Source organism: Streptomyces xinghaiensis S187 (genome assembly GCF_000220705.2).
GTDB lineage: Bacteria > Actinomycetota > Actinomycetes > Streptomycetales > Streptomycetaceae > Streptomyces > Streptomyces xinghaiensis.
On sequence record NZ_CP023202.1, the window covers coordinates 3898482 to 3914764 of the forward strand.

At 74.2% G+C, this 16283-nt stretch carries 17 protein-coding genes; 5 read left to right on the plus strand and 12 right to left on the minus strand.

The annotated features are described in order from the left end of the window. The first annotated feature begins 229 nt into the window (after positions 1–229). Positions 230–1066, plus strand: a complete 837-nt coding sequence (locus tag SXIN_RS16785) for an alpha/beta fold hydrolase (protein ID WP_019707104.1) — start codon at positions 230–232, stop codon at positions 1064–1066. Between the two features lie 22 nt (positions 1067–1088). Next, positions 1089–1622, plus strand: coding sequence for a TetR/AcrR family transcriptional regulator (locus SXIN_RS16790; protein WP_095758070.1), 534 nt, complete (start codon positions 1089–1091; stop codon positions 1620–1622). A gap of 95 nt (positions 1623–1717) precedes the next feature. Here SXIN_RS16790 and SXIN_RS16795 read toward each other — a convergent pair whose 3' ends face one another. Continuing rightward, complete coding sequence (locus tag SXIN_RS16795; RefSeq protein WP_095757168.1) at positions 1718–2617, minus strand: HAD family hydrolase; 900 nt, start codon at positions 2615–2617, stop codon at positions 1718–1720. A gap of 232 nt (positions 2618–2849) precedes the next feature. After that, positions 2850–3749 carry a GntR family transcriptional regulator gene (locus SXIN_RS16800; RefSeq protein ID WP_019707102.1) on the minus strand — a complete coding sequence of 300 codons (900 nt, stop codon included), beginning with the start codon at positions 3747–3749 and terminating at the stop codon, positions 2850–2852. A 217-nt stretch (positions 3750–3966) separates the two neighbouring features. Here SXIN_RS16800 and SXIN_RS16805 point away from each other — a divergent pair, with 217 nt between their 5' ends. Further along, positions 3967–4146, plus strand: coding sequence for a hypothetical protein (locus SXIN_RS16805; RefSeq protein WP_019707101.1), 180 nt, complete (start codon positions 3967–3969; stop codon positions 4144–4146). A gap of 51 nt (positions 4147–4197) precedes the next feature. Here the strand turns inward: SXIN_RS16805 and SXIN_RS16810 are convergent, their stop codons facing one another. The 3 genes from SXIN_RS16810 to SXIN_RS16820 are packed head-to-tail and all read right to left on the minus strand — an operon-like array spanning position 4198 to position 7268. Next, complete coding sequence (locus SXIN_RS16810) at positions 4198–5460, minus strand: GNAT family N-acetyltransferase (RefSeq protein WP_019707100.1); 1263 nt, start codon at positions 5458–5460, stop codon at positions 4198–4200. Positions 5461–5484: 24 nt separating this feature from the next. Continuing rightward, on the minus strand, positions 5485–6519 hold the full coding sequence (locus SXIN_RS16815; RefSeq protein WP_095757169.1) for an asparaginase: 1035 nt from the start codon (positions 6517–6519) through the stop codon (positions 5485–5487). A 47-nt stretch (positions 6520–6566) separates the two neighbouring features. Then, complete coding sequence (locus SXIN_RS16820) at positions 6567–7268, minus strand: RsiG family protein (protein WP_192883597.1); 702 nt, start codon at positions 7266–7268, stop codon at positions 6567–6569. Between the two features lie 138 nt (positions 7269–7406). Between SXIN_RS16820 and dtd the strand changes: the two genes are divergently transcribed. Then, positions 7407–7889: a D-aminoacyl-tRNA deacylase gene (dtd, locus tag SXIN_RS16825; RefSeq protein ID WP_039820172.1), complete on the plus strand. Its 483-nt coding sequence runs from the start codon at positions 7407–7409 to the stop codon at positions 7887–7889. Positions 7890–7956: 67 nt separating this feature from the next. Here the strand turns inward: dtd and SXIN_RS16830 are convergent, their stop codons facing one another. From SXIN_RS16830 to SXIN_RS16840, 3 genes are all read right to left on the minus strand, one after another. Beyond that, on the minus strand, positions 7957–10083 hold the full coding sequence (locus SXIN_RS16830; protein ID WP_095758072.1) for a SpoIIE family protein phosphatase: 2127 nt from the start codon (positions 10081–10083) through the stop codon (positions 7957–7959). A 179-nt stretch (positions 10084–10262) separates the two neighbouring features. Continuing rightward, positions 10263–11246, minus strand: coding sequence for a CAF17-like 4Fe-4S cluster assembly/insertion protein YgfZ (gene ygfZ, locus SXIN_RS16835; RefSeq protein WP_019707096.1), 984 nt, complete (start codon positions 11244–11246; stop codon positions 10263–10265). A 9-nt stretch (positions 11247–11255) separates the two neighbouring features. Next, positions 11256–11822, minus strand: coding sequence for a Fur family transcriptional regulator (locus SXIN_RS16840; RefSeq protein ID WP_238153781.1), 567 nt, complete (start codon positions 11820–11822; stop codon positions 11256–11258). Between the two features lie 345 nt (positions 11823–12167). Here SXIN_RS16840 and SXIN_RS16845 point away from each other — a divergent pair, with 345 nt between their 5' ends. Next, on the plus strand, positions 12168–12608 hold the full coding sequence (locus SXIN_RS16845; RefSeq protein ID WP_019707094.1) for an ATP-binding protein: 441 nt from the start codon (positions 12168–12170) through the stop codon (positions 12606–12608). A 54-nt stretch (positions 12609–12662) separates the two neighbouring features. On the opposite strand, the gene SXIN_RS16850 is transcribed toward SXIN_RS16845, so the two are convergent. The 4 genes from SXIN_RS16850 to SXIN_RS16865 all read right to left on the minus strand — a co-directional run bounded on the left by SXIN_RS16850 (position 12663) and on the right by SXIN_RS16865 (position 16198). Then, on the minus strand, positions 12663–13226 hold the full coding sequence (locus tag SXIN_RS16850) for a heme-binding beta-barrel domain-containing protein (RefSeq protein ID WP_019707093.1): 564 nt from the start codon (positions 13224–13226) through the stop codon (positions 12663–12665). Positions 13227–13551: 325 nt separating this feature from the next. Next, the gene (locus SXIN_RS16855) at positions 13552–14634 is read right to left on the minus strand and encodes a hypothetical protein (RefSeq protein ID WP_095757170.1); all 1083 of its coding nucleotides are present in this window, start codon (positions 14632–14634) and stop codon (positions 13552–13554) included. Then, positions 14631–15521, minus strand: a complete 891-nt coding sequence (locus SXIN_RS16860; protein WP_095757171.1) for a hypothetical protein — start codon at positions 15519–15521, stop codon at positions 14631–14633. The genes SXIN_RS16855 and SXIN_RS16860 overlap by 4 nt, the downstream gene beginning before the upstream one ends. Beyond that, entirely contained in the window at positions 15518–16198 is a 681-nt protein-coding gene (locus SXIN_RS16865; RefSeq protein ID WP_238153782.1) for a hypothetical protein, read from the minus strand. Before SXIN_RS16865 ends, SXIN_RS16860 begins: the two co-directional genes overlap by 4 nt. Between the last annotated feature and the right edge of the window lie 85 nt (positions 16199–16283).

The window sequence follows — 16283 nt, forward strand, 5'->3', positions numbered from 1 at the left end:
GGGGGTGGCCGGACCGGTGACGACGACCGGGGCGCCGGCCGGCTTGTGGCCGCCACCGGCCCGCCGCCGTGCCGCGGCATCCGCACATCCCCCGTGTCCCGGTAGGGACCCGGGTGTCTCGGGCGGCGATCCGGTCGTGTGTCCAGTCCGTGCCCGGGACTTTGTCATTGACAAGGTTGGCTAATGGGATTAGTTTCTAGCTAACGAGATTAGCCATATCGGAGGTGCCATGACCGAGTACCTTGCCGTCGACGGCGGCACGATCGCTTACGAGGTGGCGGGGAACGGCCCGCTGATCGTCCTCGCGCACGGCATGGGCGACAGCCGCGCCGCCTACCGCGCCGTGATCCCGGAACTGGTGGCGGCGGGCCATCGGGTCGCCGCGGTCGATCTGCGCGGCTGCGGTGAGTCCGGTACCGACTGGCCGGACTGGAGCCGCACCGCCGTCGCCGGCGACCTGCTCGCCGTGATCCGCCACCTGGGCGGCCCGGCCGTGCTCGTCGGCCATTCGTTCTCCGGCGGGGCCGCCACCATCGCCGCGGCGCGGGAGCCCTCGCTGATCACCGCGGTCGTCGAGCTGGCACCGTTCACCCGCAAGCAGTCGATCCGCCTCGGCGACCTCCGGGTGAAGCGCTTCCGGCGCGGCATGCTGCGGCTGCTCGGCGCGGGCGTGTTCGGCAGCCTGCCGCTCTGGCGCTCGTACCTCGACGTGGCCTACCCCGGCGTGAAGCCGGCCCACTGGGCCGAGCGGCTCGGCCGCATCGACTCCCTGCTGCGCGAGCCGGGCCGGATGAAGGCCCTGCAGAGCATGGGCCGCAGTGCCCCGGCCGACGCCGGCGCGCAGCTCGGCAACGTCCGCTGCCCGGTCCTGGTCGTGATGGGCACGCTCGACCCCGACTGGGCCGACCCGCGCGCCGAGGGTTCGGCGGTCGTCGACGCCCTGCCGTCCGGCCTCGGCCGCCTGGAGATGATCGAGGGCGCGGGGCACTATCCGCACGACCAGTACCCCGACCGGGTGGTTTCGCTCGTACTGGCCTTCCTCCGGCCGGACGCCGCCCGTGCCTAGGGCCGGCCTCGACCCCGCCGCCGTGGTCGCGGCCGGCGCCGCCCTCGCCGACGAGGTGGGGTTCGCCAAGCTGACGATGGGGCTGCTCGCCGAGCGGGTGGGTGTGCGCACCCCTTCCCTGTACAAGCACGTGGGCGGCCAGGAGGACCTCGTCCGGCGCATCGCGGCCCTGGCGTTGGGCGAGGCCGCCGACGCCGTCGGCGGCGCGGTCCAGGGGTACGCGGGCCGCGACGCCCTGGCGGCCGCCGCGCGCGCCTTCCGCGCCTTCGTCGTGGAGCACCCCGGCCGGTACGCCGCGACGATCGGCGTGGAACCGTCCGGCCCGGACGATCCGGTGGCCGTCGCGGGCCGGCGGCTGCACGGCGCGTTCACCGCGGTGCTGCACGGCTACGACATCCGGGAGCCGGACGTGGACCACGCACTGCGCCTGCTCCGCAGCCTCTTCCACGGCTTCGCCACCCTGCAGGCGGCGGGCGGCTTCCAGTGGAGCGCCGACATCGACGAGAGCTTCGAGTGGCTGATCGCCTTCGCCGACCGGGGCCTGCGCGCCGTGTGAGCGTCCGCCGCCGTCGGCCGCCGCGTCGCGCCGTCGCGCCGGAGCGGTCCCGCTCCACGGGGCCGGCGTACGCCTCCGCTCCGTCCGGCCCGCGGTCAGCCGGCCGGCTGCCGCCGCTCCGGGAGCGCCGCGAGCACGTCCCCGAGCGAGGTGACGACCGACTCCGCGCCCGCGCCCCGCAGCCGGCGCCGCCGGGCCTCGTCGCGGGCGTAGCCGAGGAAGCGGACGCCCGCCGCGCGGGCGGCGAGCAGATCGGCGCTGCTGTCGCCGATCATCAGCGCCATCGCGGCGTCGTGCCCGGTGGACCGCAGGGCCCGGTGCAGGCAGTCCGGGTCGGGCTTCAGGAGCCACGGTTCGGTGACGCGGCCGTGGACGTGCGGCCGGAACAGCTCGGCCAGCCCGCGCCGTTCCAGGTACGCCTCGGCGGCCCCGGCCGTGTTGTTGGTGGTGACGGCGAGGGCGTGGCCGGTGGCGTGCAGCCGCTGGACGAGCTCGTCGGCGTACGGCGTCGGCTCCGCCGAGGCGGCCGCGCGGATCTCCTCGGCGGCGAGCAGCCGCTCCAGCTCGGCGACGATGCCGGAGCGGGCGGCGGGACTGTCCGGGCCGTCCGGGGCGTACGGGCCGCCGGGCTCACCGGTGCCGAGGGCCAGGGCGTGGAGCAGGGCGTGCGGGTCGCGGGTGGCGGGCATATCCGGCACACCGGGCAGGCCGGCAAGGCCGGACCCGGGGGTTTCGTGAGCCGTGCCGGGACTGCCGGGGCCGCCGTGACTGCCGGAGGCGCCGGCAGCGGTCGCGGTCACGGGTACCGGCCGGGCGGCCGGGCGCAGCCGCCGCAGCCGGGCCCGCATCGTGTCCGCCACGTCCGGGGCGGGGTGGCGGGCGAAGAGATCACAGACCGGGCCGTCGAAGTCGAACAGCACACATTTGACGGAGGCGAGGAGCGCGCCGAGGGCGGCCGGGTCCGGACGGCCGGTGCCGGTCCGCGCCTCAGCCACGGCGGGTCCGCGCGCGGGAGGTGCCGGGCAGGCGGCAGGTGCGGTAGAGCGAGGAGTCCACGGCAGGGAACGCTACTGCGGTCGCGCGGGAATCATCGGCAAGGCGGGCGGAACGGGGCATATCGGTACGGCGGGCGGCGCCCGCCGCACGGGTCACACCCGGCGCAGGGGTCACACCCGTCGCACCGGTCGCACCGGCGGGAGAGAACGGCATCCGCGTCATGGGCTCGTCTCAGATGTCCGAGAAGCCGGCGCCGAGCTCCAGCTCCGAGGAGACCGTCTCCCAGAGGGAGTCGAACCAGAGCTGCGACTGCTCCACGAAGACCCGGTTCCGGCGGTTCTCGGCCCCGGTGAGGAAGGGGAAGAGCATCGACTGCATCCCCAGGGTGTCGATCAGCTCCACGGACTCGTTCTCGATCTCCGCCTCCCGCCGCCTGACGAGGTAGTAGCCGAACAGCGCCTCCTCGCCGTTGAGCAGATAGAGCTTCACCGACGGGGTGAAGGGGAGCGCCCGGAAGCGCACCGAGACGTCCACGGAGTAGGGCGGCTTGCGGAGCGAGCCGAGGAACGTGGTGAGGGCCATCCCCTGGGCGTTGCGCTGCCGCAGCCAGCGCTGGTGCACCCGGTCGTCGTCCGTGCCCTCCGTGGCGGTGGGGAAGGCGAGGTTGATGTTGCGGCCGGGCATCAGCAGGCGCAGTTCGATCCGCTCCGGCCGCGCGGTGCCCGCGTGGACGAGGTGGATGGACTCGGCGACGGCCAGGGTGAGCGTCTCGGCGGTGAGGCAGAGGGCGTCGATACGGACCCGGGGGGCGGTGAAGGCGGCGGCCACGCGGGGCGCGAGGGCGACGACGCCCCGTTCGAGCCCTTCGGGCACGTCGCGGGCGGAACGGGGGTCCGCGACCCTGGCGGGGCTGCCCTTCCCCGTGTCGGTGAGCAGGGCCTCGTCCTGGAGGATGCGCAGCGCCTGCCGGATCGTGCCGCGGGGGACGTCGAAGCGGTCCGCCAGCTCGGCCTGGGTCGGCATCCGCTCCCCGGGGGCCAGGGCGCCCGAGTGGATCTGCTGGCGCAGCTCGTCGGCGATCTGCAGATGGGACCGCTTCTTGGCCGCCGTCGCCGGGCTCTCGGGTTTCACGAGGCCACCGTACAACTTGGTGTCGATGTGCGGGAGTTGGCGGCAAGTAGTGTTATTGATGTTCTAACTTGGGGACAACATCTATGAATTGGTTGCCAACTTTGCAACTACAACGAGGTAAGGCGGAGTTGGTCATGTATCCAGCGCCATAGCCCGTACCGTGCGCGGTGCGGGGAGGGGGCGCGAAGGTCTGCGTCATCCAACGGGGGAGGCTCTCATGCCTGCATTCGCGTTATTCGTCGCCGTCGTCGTGGTCTGTTTCGAACAGCTCGTCGAGTCGCGCTTCGGCGCGGTCGGGGTGGTCGGCATGCTGCTGCTGTCCATCGGGGTCAAGGCCCGCAACGTCACCTGCAGCTGTGTCGGGGCCGTGATGCTGGCCCTGCTGCTCACCCGGTGAGCGACCCGTTCATCCGGTGAGCGGCCGGGGCACGCGGCCCCGCCGGGCGGTCTAGAAGATGTCCGGGCACCAGGGCCTGCGGGAGGTGCGCAGCAGGCGGTCCGCCAGGGCCGCGGCGCCCTCCCGCGTCTCCTCCGCCCGGCCCAGGGCCGTCAGCCGCACCGCCGACTCGTCGCCGAGGTAGAGCGTGGCGAGGTCCGCGACGGAGAGGGCCAGGTCCGGCTCCGCCGTGGTCGGGGCGCAGGACGCGCCGTGCGGAGTGGCGTCCAGCCGGAAGCGCCCGCCGGTGAGTCCGGTCTCCGCCGCGACCGGCGTCTCGTCGCGCACGTCGAGGACGAGCGCCCCGGAGTCCGCGTAGGTGCGGGCCTCCAGGGCGCGCGGGATGTCCAGCAGCCGGATCCACAGCAGGTCCGCGTGCGTGGTGACGCGGGCGGCGCGCGGGTCGGGCAGGAGCAGGGGCAGCAGGTCGTCGGGCGCGCGGAGCCCGGAGTCGACGCCCATCACCCAGTCCACCGAGCACAGGAAGTGCCACAGGGCCCGCTCGGCGGCGGGGGTGAGGGCGAGCAGTTCCCGGACCGTCGCCCTGTCCTGCGGTTGCTTGGCCTCCCACACGTCGGTCGCCGTGTACGTGAGCAGCCCCTCCGCCTCGCCCTCCGGTGAGCGGTACACGGCGTGGAACGGCTCGGTCCACGGGCCGAGGGACGGGTAGTGCAGATCGCCCGTGGCCAGCCGCCAGACGTGCTCGCCACGGCTGACGAAGCCCGGTCGGCGGGCCCGGAGCCGCTCGTGCAGCTCCGGGCCCAGCTTCCGTATGCCCGCGCCGTCCGTGAAGTCGATCCGGCCGCCGCACTCCGGGCCGGACCACCGCGGGTCCAGACCGGCCCGGGGGACGTCGATCCGCCACTCGGTGGTCCAGGTGGCGGTGCCGAAGCCGTAGCGGCCGTAGATCGGGTACTCGGCGGCGATCAGCGTGGCGACGGCGTCGCCGCGCTCCCGGGCCTCCGCCAGATCCCCGGCGATCATCCGGCTGAGCAGCCCGCGCCGCCGGTGCGTGGCGGCGACGGTGGCGTTGCTGATCGCGTCGGCCGCCACCGTGGCGCCGCCGGGCACCGTCAGCTCCTGCGCGAAGCTGCGGAGGGTGCCCACGCAGCGTCCGCCGTCGAAGGCGCCGCGCACCCGGCTCATGTCCCAGGAGCTCCGGCGGCCCTCGATCTCCCGCTCGGACGTCTCCGGCGGCCGGAGGAATCCGGTGTGCAGGGTGCGGATCCAGTCCGGGAGTTCGGCTTCGGTGATCGTACGGACCTCTGGGCTCATGCGGTCACGCTAGCCGCCGCCCCCTCAGAAGCTCGCGCGAATTTCTCCCACCCGGAGCCCGCCGCCCAGCACCGGGGCGTCACCCAGCCGCTCCGGGAGCGAGCCGTCCACGCCGAGCAGCCGCAGGGCGCGCCGCAGCACCGGGCCGACGGCCCGCCCGCCGCCGTCCTCCACCTTGAGGGCCAGCGCGCGGCCGTCGGGCAGCGCGACGGCCTGCACCGCCTCGGCGCCCACCTTGGCCAGGGCGCCCGGCACCTCCCGCATCAGCCAGGTGTCGTGCCGGCGGGTGCCCGCCACGTACTCGGGGTGGGCGCGCATCGCGTCCGCCACCAGCCGCTCGGGTGAGCCCGGCCCGGCGAGGGCGTAACGGCGGTAGGCGCGGGCCAGGCCGGTGAGCGAGACGGCCATCAGCGGGGCACCGCAGCCGTCGGTGCCGGTGTGCGCCACGTGTTCGCCGGTCGCGGTCTCGATCTCGTCGCGCACGAGCCGCTGCAGCGGGTGGTCGGGGGAGAGATAGCCGTCCGTGGGCCAGCCCGCGGTGACGCAGGCGGTGAGCATCCCGGCGTGCTTGCCGGAGCAGTCCATCGCCATCCGGCTCGGGCGGCCGCCGGAGGCCAGCAGCGTCTCGGCCTCGGCCGGGTCGAGCGGCAGCGCGGGCGGGGTGCACAGATCGGCCTCGGACAGTCCGGCGTCGGCGAGCATGGCGGCCACCAGTTCGAGGTGGAACGGCTCGCCGGAGTGGCTGCCCGCGGCCAGGGCCAGCCGCTCCCCGGAGAGCCGGGCGCCCGCCCGGAGCATCGCCGCCGCCTGCATCGGCTTGGCGGCGGAGCGGGGGTAGACGGGCGCGGTCACCTCGCCGAGCGCCAGCAGCTCGCTGCCGTCGGCCGCCAGCAGCACCAGGGAGCCGCGGTGACGGCTCTCCGTGAAGCCGGACCGGACCACCTCCGCGAGCACCGGCGGGGCGGGCGGCCCGGGCTCGGCGGCGGCGCCCGCGGTGGCGGGCTCCGCGGAGGCCGGGGCGGCCGCGGACGGGGGGCGGCGGGTGTCCGTGGGGGGCATGCGGCGTCTCTCCCGGTGAACGCGGGGATCCGCCCCGCGGCGGCCGCTCAGGCGAGCAGATCGTCCACCTGCGCCTCGCCCTCCCGGTAGCGGCGGGCGATTTCGGCGCTGCAGTCGTCGGCCGTCCGCTGCGTCACCCGCCGCCGGACCGACACCTGCTGCTCGCAGCGCACCAACCGGCCGATGCCGGAGCGCAGTTCGGTGTCCGTACGGGCGTGGAGATCGGAGAGGCCGATCTCGGACAGCATGTCCTCCGCGAGTCGCCGGTACTCCTCGCAGTGCGGGGTGCTGAGCGTCACATGGCGGGCCGAGGAGCGGACCGGCGACGGCTCGTCCGCCAGGATCCGCGACAGCCGCCGCAGGTCGAGCCGGTTCGCGTCCCCCGAGTCGGGTGTCGCGCGACGGGCCAGCTCGGCGCGGAGGATGTCGATGCGGCCCTGGAGCAGCCGGCGCACATAGCTGAGGTCGGCCTCCTCGCGCCGGGCATGCTGCCGCAGCGAGCGCAGCTCGGGCAGGGTCAGCAGGCCGAGCTCGTGCAGGGCGGACCCGGGGGGTGACGCCGTGCGCTGGAGCGGCGGGCGCGGCTGAAGGGCGTCGGCCTGGTGGAGCATGGGCCCATCCTCGGTACGAGACGGATCGAAGCGAGGTGCTGCGGTGGCGGCCGCGGTGACGGCCGCGGAGCGGGCGCCGGGATCCGGCGGGCCGGCCGGTCCGTGCCCGGGTGTCTGGCCGGCGCTGGTTGTGCTCATCTGTGTCCCCTCCGTTCGGTACGGCCCCGTATCGGCGGGAGACGTACCGTGTGTCTGCATCGTGCCACTGTGGGTGCTGCACGTGCATGGCCAGCGCACCCGATCGAACCCGGTTGGCCGCAGTGCATGATGGTCCGTATGCGTGCGGTGGTACAGAGAGTGAGCGGTGCGAGCGTCGTCGTGGACGGCGAGACGGTCGGCGAGATCCGGGGGCGCGGTCTGTGCGTGCTGGTCGGGGTCACGCACGACGACACCAAGGAGAAGGCGGAGCGGCTGGCGCGGAAGCTGTGGACCGTACGTCTCTTCGACGGCGACGGCGATGCCGACGGTGACGGCGGCGGGGAAGGCGGCGCGGCGGGCCCCGGGTCGGAGAAGTCCTGTTCCGACCTCGGCGCCCCGCTGATGGTGATCTCCCAGTTCACTCTCTACGGTGACGCGCGCAAGGGCCGCCGGCCGACCTGGAACGCGGCCGCCCCCGGGGAGCTCGCCGAGCCGCTGGTGGACGAGGTGGTGGCGCGACTGCGGTCGCTGGGCGCGCGGGTGGAGACCGGGCGGTTCGGCGCGGACATGAAGGTCTCGCTCACGAACGACGGTCCGTTCACCGTGCTGCTCGAAGTCTGAGCGCGGGCGGCCGGCCGCCCGGCCCGCGCGGTGCGCGGTGGCTCCGGAACCGGCCGGGCGGCCGCCGTCACCCGCCGCCGGGCGCCGCGCCCGGGACCGCGCCGGGGACCGTGCCGTCGTCGTCCGGCACCCGCACGGCGACCACGGCGATGTCGTCGTTGCTCTGCTCCGCGACCCCCTCGATCAGCTCCCGGCAGAAGTCGGCCAGCGGCACGGTCGCGAGCCCGGCGGCCTTCCTGCGCAGCCACGCCAGTCCGTCGTCGATGTCCTGCCCCGGACGTTCGATGAGGCCGTCGGTGTAGAGGAAGACGGTGCAGCCCGGCGGCAGCGGTTCGACGGAGCTGTTGCGCACCAGGTCGGGGGCCAGCCCGCCGAGCAGCACGTCCTGGCCCTGGTCGAGGAAGCGCGCGGTGCCGTCGGGCCCGACCAGGAGCGGCGGAGGATGCCCGGCGACGCTGTAGTGCAGCTGCCGCCGCCCGCCGGGCGCGTGCTCGACCCGGGCCAGCACGCACGTCGTCGTCGTCTCCTCCGGGTTGAGGATTTGGGTGCCGAGGTCCAGTCGGCGCAGGATGTCCCCCGGCGGCTCCTGCCGGTCCACGACCAGGCCGCGCAGCATGTTGCGCATCTTGCCCATGGTGACGGCCGCCGCGAGGTCGTGGCCGGCGACATCGCCGATGATCAGCGTGACGGCGCCGTCGGGCAGGACGAACGAGTCGTACCAGTCGCCGCCGACCTCGTCGGCCATCGCGCTCGGGTCGTAGCGGGCGACGATCTCCAGGTCGTCCAGCCGGGGCGGCTCGGTGAGCAGGCTCTGCTGCAGGGCCAGGGCGATCCGCTGGGTCCGGCGGTATTCGAGGATGTGGCCGAGCGAGGGTTTCGACTGGTCGATGAGATCCCGGATCAGCGTCAGCTCGGTCGGGCCGAGCGGCGGCCGGTCACCGCAGGCATAGGCCGTGAGGACGGACACCACGACGTCGCCGACCGTGATCGGGACCATCACGATGTCGTGGACGCCCACCGCGTTGGCCCAGGTGAGCGTGCCGGGCGGTACGTCATCGGGCTCGGCGGCGCCGGGTCGCGGATGCCGGTGGACCGGCCGCCGTTCGCGGACCGCCAGGTCGAAGGCCGAGCCGCGGGCCACCCGCTCCTGGCGCGGCGGGACCGGGGCCATCTCCTCCGTCACCAGCCCGTCGCGGACGGAGACGGCGACCCGGTTGACGAGGAACGGCTCGTCGGTGAAGGGCTCGGTGGGCTCGGCGAACAGGTAGATGCCGCACCCGTCGGCCAGTTCGGGGACGATCGCCTCCCCCAGCGAGGCCAGGGCCTCCTCCACGCGGGTGGACTCGGTGACCGCCGAGGAGACCCGGGCCAGCAGATCCTTCCGGCGGTCCACCTGCCAGCGGTCCTCGATGTCGGCGCAGGCGCCCACCCACTCCACGACCCTGCCGCTCTCCCGGACGGGCACCGCGCGCAGTTCCGAGTGGCGGTACGAGCCGTCCGCGTGCCGCAGCCGGCAGGTGTGGCGGAACAGCTGCGGGACCTCCTGGACCGCCCGTTCCCAGGCCCCGGCCAGCTCCTGCCGGTCCTCCCGATGGGCGCTGTTCAGCCAGCCCTTTCCGCGCAGTTCCGGCGCGCTCAGGCCGGTGGCCTCCTGCCAGGCCGGGCTGCTCTCGGTGACCAGCCCCGCCGGATCGGCCACCCACACCAACTGGGTGCCGGCCGTGACCAGGCTCTCGTAGCGCTGGAGGGCCCGGCGGCGGGTCTCGGCGAGCGTCCGGATCTGCTCCCGCGCGGTGACCTCCGCGGTGATCTCCAGAGCGACGAAGAGGACGCCCTGCTCCTCCGGGCCGCCGCCGTCCCGCGGGGCGGCCCGGGACATGCTGATGGTGAAGTACCGGTCCCGCACCTCGCCGTACTTGTCCCTGAGCCGGACCGGGGTGTCCGAGGTGACGCGGAAGGCCTCGCCGGTCTCCAGGACCCGCTCCGCCCAGTCGAAGGCGACCGCCTGCTCCAGGTCGCGCAGCGCCTCCCGGGCCGGTACGCCCAGCGGCCGGTCCCCGTAGAGCTCCTTGTACTCGGCGTTGGTGTACGCGAGCAGCAGGCGCGGGCCCATGAAGAGGGCCACCGCGACCGGCGCCTTGTCGAGCAGGTCCAGGGCCGGGGCCGCGGGCACCGCGCTGTCGGAACCTGTCATCGCCATCCCCGGAGGACATGCCCGGCGGCTCGGCCTGCCTCCGCTGAGACGCCCGGCTATCGGTCTGCGGCCGTATACGGCAAATATCCCATTGATCCGGGACGCTTTCACGCCGCACACGGATCCGCTGCGCCGTCCGGCCCCGGACCGGAACCGCCCCGGCCCCGTCCCGGGCCGCTCTACGGCTCGACCACGACCTCCTGGGCGGCGGCCGTGCCGTCGGCCAGAAGAGTGGCGTCCACCGGGACGTTCCGCTTGATCAGGGCGAGGGCGATCGGCCCGAGCTCGTGGTGGCGGGCGGAGGTGGTGACGAAACCGAGCTGCCGCCCGTCCGGGCCGTCCGACGCCAGCCGCACCGGGGCGCCGTGCCCCGGCAGCTTCACCTCGCTGCCGTCCAGGTGCAGGAAGACCAGCCGGCGCGGCGGGCGCCCCAGGTTGTGGACGCGGGCCACCGTCTCCTGGCCGCGGTAGCAGCCCTTCTGCAGGTGCACCGCCGTGTCCAGCCACCCCAGCTCGTGCGGGATGGTGCGGTGGTCGGTCTCCATCCCGAAGCGCGGCCGGTGCGCCTCGACGCGCAGCGCCTCCAGCGCGAGCATGCCCGCGGCCGGGCCGTGGGACCGGGCGAACTCCTCCAGGCCGGCGCGCGGCAGGAAGAGGTCGCGGCCGTACGGGGTCTCCCGGACGACGACGCCCCCGGGGCTCTCGGCGATCGAGCCGGCCGGGAGGTGGACGACCGCGTAGTCGTCCGTCGCGTCGGCGACCTCCACCCGGTAGAAGAACTTCATGCTCTCCAGATAGGCGATCAGCGCGCCCTCGGTACCGGGCTCCACATGGGCCCAGGTGGTCGCGCCGTCGTCCACGAGGTGGAGCGCGTGTTCGATGTGGCCGTGGGCCGAGAGGATCAGGGCCTCGGTGGCCCGGCCCGGCGGGAGCTCGCTGACGTGCTGGGTGAGCAGCAGATGCAGCCAGCTCAGCCGGTCGTCACCGGTGACCGTGACGACTCCGCGGTGCGACAGGTCGACGAAGCCGGTGCCGTCGGCGAGCGCGCGCTGCTCCCGGAACAGATCGCCGTAGTGCGCGGCGACCCCCTCGTCGGGGGCCTCGGCGGCGACGGCGCCGGGCAGCGACAGCAGAGGGCTGGCTCGGTGGTGTGGCTGCTCCATGGGACCAGCCTACGGCCCGGCCTCCGGACCGTCCGCCCCGCGGTGGCGGGAGACCCGCGCGGTGGTCCCGCCGGGGGCGTCGGGGGCGGTGGTGACGGCGGCGGGCCCGGCCGTGCCGGCGGCCGCGTCCCCGTCCGTGTCCCCGTCCGCGCCGGGCGTCCCCGCCGAACAGGCCGCGCACCGGCCGAAGATGGCGAAGTGCTTCATATCGGTCTCGAAGCCGAAGGTTTCCCGCAGCCGCGCCGTGAAGGCGTCCGCGACGGAGAGATCGGCCTCGATCACCTCCGAGCAGTCCCGGCAGACCAGGTGCAGATGGTGGTGCCGGTCGGCGAGGTGGTACGTCGGCGCACCGTGCCCCAGGTGCGCGTGGCTGACCAGGCCCAGCTCCTCCAGGAGCTCCAGCGTGCGGTAGACGGTGGAGATGTTGACGCCCCCGGCGGTGCGGCGCACCTCGGTGAGGATCTCGTCCGGGGTCGCGTGCTCCAGCTTGTCCACGGCCTCCAGCACGAGCTGGCGCTGCGGGGTCAGCCGGTAGCCGCGCTTCCGTAGATCGCTCTGCCAGTCGGTGGTCACCACACGGCCAGTGTAGGAGCCCGGCGGGGACGGGGGCGGCGCACGGCGGAACGGAGGCGCGGAACGGGGGCGGGGGACGGAGCGCGGGACGCACGGAGGACAGCGCGGACGGGTGCCCGCGCGGCCCCGGGGCGGCACGTCCGGCCCGGCCGTTCACCGGGGCATCCGGAACCGTGCCTTCCCGGGGGGTTGACCCGGGAGTCGAACATCTGGAGGGTTACGGATGCTTTGTCTTTCGGTCTGTGCCGACCTTCCCCCACCGGCCGTGCTCAGCCGTCACTGAGCGCATCCGTTCCGTAGAGCTGTAGGTCTGGCCGGGGGGTCTACCCGGCCCGGGAGGTGGGCCCCATGAGGCAGGCGTCGTCACTGGACGTGACGGATGGCGCGGAGCTGCGGACGTACCGGACGAGGCTGGTCGCGGTGCCGCAGCGCTTCGCGCTGGCCCGCAGGTCCGTCGGGGCGCAGCTGCGGCTCTGGGGCTACGACGGCCTGGTCGACTCCGCCGCCATGTGCGTCACCGAACTGCTGGCCAACGTCCACCGGCATGTCAGCTCGCACGAGTGCGGCCTGACGCTGCAGGCGCTGCCCGAGGGGGTGCGGATCTCCGTCAGCGACCGCTCGCCCGCCCTGCCCGTCGCGGAGGAGGAGCCGGACTGGCACGCGGAGCGCGGGCGCGGCCTGTTCCTGCTGAGCCGCACCGCCGACCGCTGGGGCTCCGAGCGGACACCGACCGGCAAGGAGGTCTGGGTCCTGCTCCTGGACCCGGACGCCGCTCCTCCCGGGGCGTGACGCCAGGGGCGGCAGCGGCCCGCTCCGGACGGCCGGGCCGGAGCGCCGGGCGGGCTACTTGAAGAAGGCGATGCCGTCGTCCGGGAGGTCCCCGAGGTCCTTCGCCCAGGTGCTCGGGTCGACGACCTTCTTCAGATGCGCCGACATGTACGGGCGCAGCTCGACCTCCGGGGTGGCCTTCTCGCCCACCCACATCAGATCGCTCTTGACGTAGCCGTAGAGCCGCTTGCCGCCCGAGTACGGGCCGGAGGCGGCGGTGCGGGCCACGGCGTCGGTGGCCAGGTCGATCTGCGGCTTCTGGTCCGCCAGTTCGCCGTACCAGACCTCGACGACACCGTCCTGCCGGACCATGACGACCTCGACCTTGCGCTCCTTGTCGATCCGCCAGAAGCCCTTCTCGGACTCCAGCGGGCGGACCTTCTTCCCCTCCGCGTCGAGCTCCCAGGTGTGCGAGGTGTACTCCAGGAAGTCCCGGCCGTCGTGGGCGAAGGTCACCTCCTGGCCGAAGTTGCACTTCTCCGCGCCCGGGAAGTCGTGGACGCCCGCGCCCTCCCAGTCGCCGAGGAGGAAGGCGAGGGGGACGAGGTCGGGGTGCAGGTCGGACGGGATTTCGATCATGAGTTCAGGCCCTGGCGATCTGTGGGGTGCGAAAGAGGTCGGTCAGCGCTGACCCTGGTACAGCTTCTTCCAGGTCAGACCGGCGAACGCGAGCACGCCGACGACGACCAGGGCCAGCAGTACGGTGAAGAATGCCTCAAGCACGGGAGCGCGCCTCTCGGAACGGGGGAACGACGGACCTCCCCCGAGTCTAGTCGGCGCGGTCCGGGGCGGCGGTGTGAGGTCCACCGCCCCGGGACCGGGCACCTCCGCCGGGCGGGCGGGGGACGCGGCCGCTCAGCCGCCTCGCCCGCTCGCCCGCTCAGCCGGTAGGCGGAGCAGCCGCTCAGCCGAGCAGCCGGGTCTGGAGGACCACCGTCTGCTGGAACGGCACCTCCGGGGTCTCCCCGGGGCTCGACTGGACCACCAGGGCGATGGTGTCGCCCGCGGTGATGTACGCGTGCCGGACCTGGCGCTTGCCGTAGGGCTCGCTCTCGTCGTAGACGTACTGGCTGCTCTCCCCCTCGCGGATGCTCGACGACCAGTCGCTGTTGAGAGCGGACTGCGGTGCGCCCGCCAGGTCGGCCCCCGCGAAGAGACCGGAGGACGCGAACACCTGGCTGTGGACGGTGTCGGCGAGACCCTCCGTATTGAACTGCAGCAGGTGGATCCGGGTCCGGGTGCCGTCCGGCATGGTCCAGCCGCGGGCGGCGATGTGACGGCAGGAGTTGTCGGTGAGCTCCTCGCGGACCGCCTGCCGGTAGTCCTCGTCGTACTGCCGGAGGAAGTCCTCCACCGGCAGCCAGCCGTCCTCGGCGGGCAGCGTCCGGTCCGGCTTCGCCCCGGCGGGGAGCGGGAGGAGGAGGTCCCGCGGATCGGCGTGGTGCACCGCGGCGGCGTTGTCCTCGTCGTACGGGCCGGGGACGCCGGCGGGCAGGGCCGGCCGTTCCACCGTCCCGAAGTCCCAGCGGCCGTCGTGCTCGGTGGCCAGTCCGGGCAGCTCGGTGCGCTCGGCCTGGGCCAGGCCGTAGCCGACGCCTCCGGCGAGGCCGGCGAAGACGAGGGCGGCGGCCGTCCAGCGCAGAACGGCGCGGAGGGCGCGGCGCTCGGGGCGGGGAGCCGGGGCGGCGGCGGCCGCTGCCCGCGGGACGGGACCGGGTGCGGAGCCGGGTTCCCGCTCCGGGCCCGGGCCGGGCTCCGGAACCGGAACCAGTTCCGCCGCTTCTGCTTCCGGAAGCAGAAGCGGCTCCGTCTGCGGGTGCGGCTGGGGCTGGGGCTGCGGCCGGGGAGCGGGTGCGGTCTCCGGGGGCCCGGGCGGGGTGGTGCCCTCCGGCTGCCGGGCGGCCTCGGAGCCGGGTGTCCCGGTCTCCTCCGTCTCGGTCCCGCGGGTCTCGGCCCGTTGTGTCTCGGTCCGTTGTGTCTCGGTCACACGTACTCCCCGGGGGCGGTGATGTGGTCGAGCTGGTCCTTCATCAGCCCGGCCATGTCCTTCGCCGGGAGCGGCTCGGCACCGCTGACGATCAGGGTCACCAGGAGGTCGTCCACCTGAGCCATGCAGTTCATGCCGGTCAGGCCGTTCTTCTCGGGCTTGGGGGCCAGGAGGCAGGTCGCGTTCTTGTGGCCCTTGACCCGCGGCCCGTCGCGGAAGATGCCCAGCAGTTCGTACAGCTGTGCATAGGACCTATTCAGCTCGCGGGCGCCCGCGCGGTTCTTCATCCGCATGATCTGGATCTCGGCGACGGTGCCGTGCTCCTCGGAGTGGTACGTGCGCCCGGCCAGACCCTCGATGCGCAGTTTCTCCAGCGCCCGCTCACGCTCGCGCCGCTGCTTCGCGGGGAGGTCGCGCCCGCTCTCCTTGATCACCGCGCGGGCGTCCTGGCCGGTGAGGACGTAGTCGTTGCCGAACTCACCGATGTCGGGCCCCGGGGCGTGGTCCGGCGGCATCGGCAGCAGCCGGCCGGCGAGGGCCGGGGCGTCGCCGGGCTTGCCGGTCTTGCCGGTGCCGGACTCGCTCTTCTCGGCCTTCCCCTCCGCTCCGTCCTGCTCGGGCTCGTCGGGCTCGTCGGGGTCGGCCCACACCACGGTGGGCGCGGTCCGGTCGGCCGCGTCGAGCTTCTGCACGGCGTAGACCGTGCCGCTCCCCACCGCGCCGAGGCACAGGAGGACGGCCAGGCCGGTGGTGAGGGCCCGGCGGCCCGGGCGGCGCGAGCGGCCCGGAGGGGTGGAAGACGGGGCGCCGGCGGGCGGCGGGGCCGCGGCCGGTACCGGTTCCGCGGCGGGGGGCATGGGGCCGGGCGGGGTCACGGCGTCGTTCACAGTCGCTCCAGTTGCCGCTCGGCGAGGGACATGATCGTGCCGCGGCTGACGGCCTTCGGGCTGTTGACGAAGATCTCCATCACGATGTCGCCGCGGCGGGCGAGGGCCCGTGCCGTGTACATCGGCAGGTAGCCGGCCTCGGCGTGCGGCCGGTCGTAGACGTAGACGCGGCCCGAACCCGTCCCCGGAATCGGGTCGCCGTCGTTGCCGGCGAACTTGTCGTCGCTCATGTACGCCTGCTGGCCTTCGAGGAAGTCCGCGGAGTACGCGTTCTGGGTGTCCCGGAACTGGATGAGCCGGATGGAGACGAAGGCACCGTCGCTCCGTTCCCAGTCGATGGCCGCGGCGCGGCGGAAGGTGTCCTGGGTGAGCCCTTCGAACATGCCCGCGGGGTGCTCGTAGCCTTCCGCGTAGCGGGCCGGCGGCATCCAGTCCCCGTCCGGTGCGCCGGAGGGGATCTGCGCGCCCTTCGGCTTCTTCAGCAGCAGCTTGCGCAGGTCGCCGCCGGTGCGCACGATCCGGTCCTCGCGTGCCGACAGCGGCTCGGGGCCGTCCTTGCCGCCGGCCGCGGCGGACTGCGGTTCCGGTGCGCTCCGGACGGCCTGGGAGAGCGGCGGGAGCGGGGTCGGCGGCCGGTCGTACTGGACGGTGTAGCCGATGACGACGCCGGTGAGCACGCCGAGCGCCGCCGCTCCGGCGATCAGTGCCGCGGTACGGCCCCGTGGCCGGGGCGGCCGGGGGGAGTGGGCGGGGGCGGCGGTC

Bases quoted from the DNA above. Each gene is read 5' to 3' on its own strand.
- SXIN_RS16850 (WP_019707093.1), bottom strand. From the start codon at position 13,226: ATGATCGAAATCCCGTCCGACCTGCACCCCGACCTCGTCCCCCTCGCC.
- SXIN_RS16810 (WP_019707100.1), bottom strand. From the start codon at position 5,460: ATGAGCCCAGAGGTCCGTACGATCACCGAAGCCGAACTCCCGGACTGG.
- SXIN_RS16785 (WP_019707104.1), top strand. From the start codon at position 230: ATGACCGAGTACCTTGCCGTCGACGGCGGCACGATCGCTTACGAGGTG.
- ygfZ (WP_019707096.1), bottom strand. From the start codon at position 11,246: ATGGAGCAGCCACACCACCGAGCCAGCCCTCTGCTGTCGCTGCCCGGC.
- dtd (WP_039820172.1), top strand. From the start codon at position 7,407: ATGCGTGCGGTGGTACAGAGAGTGAGCGGTGCGAGCGTCGTCGTGGAC.
- SXIN_RS16805 (WP_019707101.1), top strand. From the start codon at position 3,967: ATGCCTGCATTCGCGTTATTCGTCGCCGTCGTCGTGGTCTGTTTCGAA.
- SXIN_RS16830 (WP_095758072.1), bottom strand. From the start codon at position 10,083: ATGACAGGTTCCGACAGCGCGGTGCCCGCGGCCCCGGCCCTGGACCTG.
- SXIN_RS16845 (WP_019707094.1), top strand. From the start codon at position 12,168: ATGAGGCAGGCGTCGTCACTGGACGTGACGGATGGCGCGGAGCTGCGG.
- SXIN_RS16815 (WP_095757169.1), bottom strand. From the start codon at position 6,519: ATGCCCCCCACGGACACCCGCCGCCCCCCGTCCGCGGCCGCCCCGGCC.
- SXIN_RS16820 (WP_192883597.1), bottom strand. From the start codon at position 7,268: ATGAGCACAACCAGCGCCGGCCAGACACCCGGGCACGGACCGGCCGGC.